The 4,887-nt window shown below is 34.0% G+C and carries 8 protein-coding genes; 5 read left to right on the top strand and 3 right to left on the bottom strand.

Annotated elements, in window-relative coordinates; all coding sequences use genetic code 11:
* From AWM68_RS09265 to AWM68_RS09275, 3 genes are all read right to left on the bottom strand, one after another.
* Nucleotides 1–655, bottom strand: a 655-nt coding sequence (locus AWM68_RS09265) for a BRO family protein (protein ID WP_066240350.1), incomplete at its 3' end; no start/stop codon positions are given.
* Nucleotides 656–967 (bottom strand): hypothetical protein, encoded by a 312-nt coding sequence (locus tag AWM68_RS09270; RefSeq protein WP_066240351.1) that lies wholly within the window; start codon nt 965–967, stop codon nt 656–658.
* A gap of 196 nt (nt 968–1,163) precedes the next feature.
* Entirely contained in the window at nt 1,164–1,394 is a 231-nt protein-coding gene (locus tag AWM68_RS09275) for a helix-turn-helix transcriptional regulator (RefSeq protein WP_066240354.1), read from the bottom strand.
* 160 nt (nt 1,395–1,554) lie between these two features.
* On the opposite strand from AWM68_RS09275, the gene AWM68_RS09280 reads away from it, so the two are divergent.
* The 5 genes from AWM68_RS09280 to AWM68_RS09300 all read left to right on the top strand — a co-directional run bounded on the left by AWM68_RS09280 (nt 1,555) and on the right by AWM68_RS09300 (nt 4,782).
* Nucleotides 1,555–1,899 (top strand): helix-turn-helix domain-containing protein, encoded by a 345-nt coding sequence (locus AWM68_RS09280; protein ID WP_066240358.1) that lies wholly within the window; start codon nt 1,555–1,557, stop codon nt 1,897–1,899.
* Nucleotides 1,900–1,923: 24 nt separating this feature from the next.
* Nucleotides 1,924–2,601: a hypothetical protein gene (locus AWM68_RS09285; protein WP_066240361.1), complete on the top strand. Its 678-nt coding sequence runs from the start codon at nt 1,924–1,926 to the stop codon at nt 2,599–2,601.
* A gap of 82 nt (nt 2,602–2,683) precedes the next feature.
* The gene (locus AWM68_RS09290; protein WP_066240362.1) at nt 2,684–3,016 is read left to right on the top strand and encodes a hypothetical protein; all 333 of its coding nucleotides are present in this window, start codon (nt 2,684–2,686) and stop codon (nt 3,014–3,016) included.
* 76 nt (nt 3,017–3,092) lie between these two features.
* Nucleotides 3,093–3,605, top strand: coding sequence for an ImmA/IrrE family metallo-endopeptidase (locus AWM68_RS09295; protein ID WP_066240365.1), 513 nt, complete (start codon nt 3,093–3,095; stop codon nt 3,603–3,605).
* Entirely contained in the window at nt 3,583–4,782 is a 1,200-nt protein-coding gene (locus AWM68_RS09300) for a tyrosine-type recombinase/integrase (protein WP_066240367.1), read from the top strand. The genes AWM68_RS09295 and AWM68_RS09300 overlap by 23 nt, the downstream gene beginning before the upstream one ends.
* The last annotated feature ends 105 nt before the right edge of the window (nt 4,783–4,887 follow it).

Here is a 4,887-nt window from a genome sequence, read left to right on the forward strand (position 1 = left end):
TTACACCTTGATTTATTTCAAAGTAGCCGCGATCTACATATTCTTGATATGGTTCATTCTTTGCTAAGAAGATCAGTCTCCAATCTCTGAGCTTCTGATAAAGTCTACGTTCACCGATTAGAATGCCTTGCTTAGAAACTAGCTTTGCAAGCTCTCTTACTAGTAAGGATCTATCAGATGCCATACATGATTCAGCAAAACTAACAAGTGGCTGTTGCTTTTGAATCGTTTGTTCTGCTAGAAAGCGTTTCGTTTGCTCATCTTTTAGCTGAGTTGCCAATGTGATGATCGTGTCTGGATTAAGAAGGACCTCTTCAATCTTTTGAGGTGTTAGATATGCACCGTGTTTTCTAATAGAAGGAAGTACTTCTTGTTTAACCCACTTCTTGAAAACTTTCGCCTCCAACTTACGGCTGGTGAAGATTAATTCGTAAAGACCTGACTCGTTAACAATAGATAATTTTTGTTTGCCGCCAAGGGTGTCGGTTAAAGCTACTCCCTTTTCTTCTTCATCTAGTTTTGAAAGGGCATCTCTATTGTTTTTGATTTCTAAAATGTCACAAACATCTTTTGCAACAAACCAAGGTTCGTTATTTTGTTCAACAACTCTTAATTGCTGGCCACGAAAATCAAACAGTTTTTGTAGTTCATTCATTTAAACTACCTCCCTATCAAAGTAATTTGTGTTTTGTTTAACCCAGCGAGTGTTCTGTTCAATCCATTTAAAAAGCAATTTTGTGGGAACACGTTTACCGAATTCAGTATTGATAGGAAAATCAGGTCGAGCAAATAGTTCAGACATTTTTGTTTCACCACAACGCAACAATTCTTTTGCTTCAGTTCTTGTTAATAAGTAAGGGAGATTGTTTACGCGATCGAATCTTTCAACTAGTTTTTCATAGGCACGGTCAGCAATCTTTTGAGAAATTTGTTCAATCATCGCTTCGTCAAAATCGAATTTGAACATTCAAGCACACCTCCTTGATTAAGTAATTTGAGTTTTTATTTACCAGTCAATGAGTAAAAAATTTTTTCGTTGCCACAACTGCATGCAGCATCGACGTCTTGGCGGTGACCGTCTGTATGTATTTAGGCTGGGCTCACCTTTCGGATCGTGGCTCCTTCCCGCTCGTTCGGTGCTCTATGCAGTTGTGGGAAAACCATTAAGCAGAGTTGTTTTTACTCAAATTGTGTATATTTTTATTAAAAAAAAGAACATTTACATCTTCGTTAAGAATATCCGCTATTTTCTTGGCTATCTCTAAGCTGGGTTTATTTCTACCCATCTCGATGTTGGCATAACCACTAGCGTATTTATAGCCTAATTTCTTCGCCATGAATGTTTGTGACTTACCTTGATTCAATCGAATTTCTCTTAAGGTCTTCAGAGTCATATTTTCACCTCTTTACTCAATGTGTGTAACCTGTAATTAAATAATATATTACTCGATATGTGTAAGTCAATAGTTTTTTATTCTTTTTGTGTAACTTTTTATATACTCTGTGTAAAACGTGATATTCTTTATTTAATAAATGGAAATAAGGTGTACATAAATGAATGATAAAACTCCGAAAATCCTTGAAAATTTAAGAGAAAATAAAGGCTGGTCTAAAACAGAGGTAGCAAGAAGGCTGGGGATTAAAACAGTATCTACATATGCTAACTGGGAATATGGAATCCGTACCCCCGATAAAGATATGCTAGCCAAAATAGCAAATTTATATGATGTTTCCATAGATTTCTTAATAACCGGTAACAAAGACAAGTCTCAAGAAAACGAAAACCTATTCTTCTTTGATCTGGAGGGATTGAGTGAAGAAGATATTGAAGCAGTAAAAAAACATATTGAGAGTTTACGGCTTATGGCAAAACAATATAATGAGAAAAACGATAAATAGAAGATTTATTAGAGGATTAAATCCATGAAAAAGATAACATCTTTACTGAAAGGTTATACGAAAAAAATCCGGTCATCATTTAACGAACCGTTTGACGGTAATCAAGAGTTCATGTTTGATAACATTTATTTTGACTTCACGATTGAAAACGGATACCTATATTCAAATGTACTAGGTGATTTCATTTATTCTGGCGCCTACTCTCCTAACAAGAATTACTTTTTCACATTAAATAAATCGTACTTAGTCTTAGTAGATTGTTCACTTAATAAAATGGTTTATTTCGTACCGAATAAGTATGGAGAAATTAATTACCTTCGCTTTTCAATAAACAATGATGGATATGTCGAAATGTCTAACATAGAAGATTTACAGAAACTTATTTCAAGATTTTATGTATTAAATCCCGAAGGACATATTGTTGTTGATCAAACATTCGATGCCTTACCTTTCTCAAACGGAACTTTAAGTGATGATAACACAATTGCTTGTATACAACTCTGTAATAACCGCAAACATAATGGAGATGGGGGAAAGTTACATATAGTTGATATAACAAATAATAAAGTTATTCATAAATGGAAACCCATGGATTTGACTTCTAACCTGAGTATCGATACAACAAAAAAGATAGTTACTTTAACTTTTAAAAAAGAAATTCTAAGTTATACATTTGAGGGAAAATCTTTTAACGATATCTAGTGGGAAGAACGCACAATTAGCGTTTTTATTTTTAAGTTAACTTTGTAATTTTTATACAAACTTTTTTTTAGGGGGGTTCTCTTTGCAAAGTACTTTTGAGTTTGTTCATGGTGGAAAAACTTCGATTAAGATCGATAACGGCTATCTAATGATTTCCAGAAAAGGTTTTTTGAATAAAGCTCAAGGACTTAAAGATGAAAAAGGTATTAAAATCGACTCTATAACAAACATACAACTTAAAAAGCCTGGTATAATGACTGGCGGTTCAATTAAATTTGGTGTAATAGGGAATAAAGATACTTTATTAACTCCAGGTGGCACGGAGATTCTTTTTTCAAAAAAAGAAATGGAATTAGCATTAGAATTAAAAAAAACTATCGAAACTTATTTAAAGAATAATACCAATGGAGCTTAAATAAAAAATGTTAAAGCCTGATCAGGCTTTTTCTTATAAAAGAAAAACGAACATACGTTCGGAATAGAGGTGCATCATGAGTAAAATCTATTTCCCAACCCCTTTAGAGTCATGGATTACAGAAAAATATAAGCGCATGAAAATTTTTACGCCAAATGAACTTTGTGAGGATCGAATCGCTTGGGTTTATAATATTTTTTACTTTAAAAAACCTATTCCCTCGACTTCATATGAAAACGGGAATTTTAAAAGCATCACAGTTGATTCAAGAATTGTACCACCATTACAGCGTGAACAGTTTTATCATGAATGGTGTCATATATTAAGGCATGCTGGTTATCAAATGAAAATTATGCCTGCTGCGTTCAAAGAACTTCAAGAGTACGATGCTAGAAATTTCACCCGGTACGCAGCTATCCCTTATCACATGCTGAACGAATACGACTTAAACGATCCTAACATCATTGATCATTGGCAGAAAGACTTTAAAGTTTCTGAAGAACTTTGTTCCGAAAGACTGAACCAAATAAGAAGAAGATTAAGTAATCAGAAAGGAGCCAAAAACTATGTATTGCAGAGAACTTATTAAAGGAAAAAAGTGGATGTGCGTGGCTGATGGACCTCGTGATCCTGTCACTGGAAAGAGAAAACAGATTTCCAGGCGTGCAAAAAGTAAAAAAGAAGCTGCAAAGAAAGTAGAAGAAGCTCTAAAGAACTTAGAGGATAATGGGATTGATGAAAAAAGGGTCAAAAACATTACATTTGATAAATTGTCCTTAGAATGGTTAAGCGTCTATACATTAACTGGTGTAAAGCGTAGTACTGTGCGTATCAGAGAAAAGGAAATAAAAATTATTAATCGTTACATTGCGATGGTAAACATAGATAAAGTTTCACCAAAAATGTACCAAAAAATATTAACAGATTTAGCTGCACAAGAATATGCCAGAACAACAATTGAAGGTGTGCATGTTACTGCAGGGATGATTTTTAAGTATGCCGTAAAAGAAAAATTAATTAAGGAAAGTCCTACCCTACATGCAGTTATTCCAAAAAAGCGAATTACAGTTGAGGAAATTGAAAATCAAAGTATAGAAGAAAAATTCTTAGAAACAGATGAAATCTCTCAGTTCCTTGATGCTGTGGAAGAATTCGGATTGTACCTGGATCGTGAAATATTTTACTTACTTCCCTTCTCAGGAATGCGCTCTGGAGAAATGTGCGCACTAAAATGGACGGATATTACCTTTAACAAAAAAGAAGTTCGTGTCACAAAAACTCTTACAAACGAGACAAATAATATGAGAAAGTATGATTTAACACCTCCTAAGACCAAAGGATCTATACGAAAATTCGATTTACCTGATCGGATCATGGACCTGTTAAAAGCTCATAGGATGAAACAAATCCGACTGCAAAACGATGCTAGAAAAAATACTGAAGACTTTCATGACGGAAATTTTATTTTTTCTCGTGAAAATGGCTATCCGATAGCACCTAAAAATGTTTTAGTTCGAATGGAGAGACTTCTTGCAAAGACATCCATTAAAAAACATGCTACACCCCACATCTTCAGGCACACACATATCAGCATGCTTGCATCAGCTGGAGTAGACATTACAACTATAATGAAGAGAGTCGGCCATGATGATATGAAAACCACATTAAAAATTTATACTCACGTCACTGAAAAAATGAAAGAGGATGCTTCACATAAAGTCAATGAGACTTTCGGAAACATCCTCAATTATAAGATTTCTAAATGAAATGTGATTGAAATGTGATTTTTTATCAAAAATCAGCGACTTAAAACTTCGGAAATCCTTGATAATACAAGGGTTTCTTTAGTTTAATTACATCATGCCGCCCAT

The sequence above is a fragment of the Fictibacillus phosphorivorans genome, from assembly GCF_001619875.1.
In the GTDB taxonomy this organism is placed as follows: Bacteria; Bacillota; Bacilli; order Bacillales; family Fictibacillaceae; genus Fictibacillus; species Fictibacillus phosphorivorans_B.

Coding starts and splice junctions, on each gene's coding strand:
- AWM68_RS09300 (WP_066240367.1), top strand. CDS start 3,583: ATGTATTGCAGAGAACTTATTAAAGGAAAAAAGTGGATGTGCGTGGCT.
- AWM68_RS09280 (WP_066240358.1), top strand. CDS start 1,555: ATGAATGATAAAACTCCGAAAATCCTTGAAAATTTAAGAGAAAATAAA.
- AWM68_RS09295 (WP_066240365.1), top strand. CDS start 3,093: ATGAGTAAAATCTATTTCCCAACCCCTTTAGAGTCATGGATTACAGAA.
- AWM68_RS09285 (WP_066240361.1), top strand. CDS start 1,924: ATGAAAAAGATAACATCTTTACTGAAAGGTTATACGAAAAAAATCCGG.
- AWM68_RS09270 (WP_066240351.1), bottom strand. CDS start 967: ATGTTCAAATTCGATTTTGACGAAGCGATGATTGAACAAATTTCTCAA.
- AWM68_RS09275 (WP_066240354.1), bottom strand. CDS start 1,394: ATGACTCTGAAGACCTTAAGAGAAATTCGATTGAATCAAGGTAAGTCA.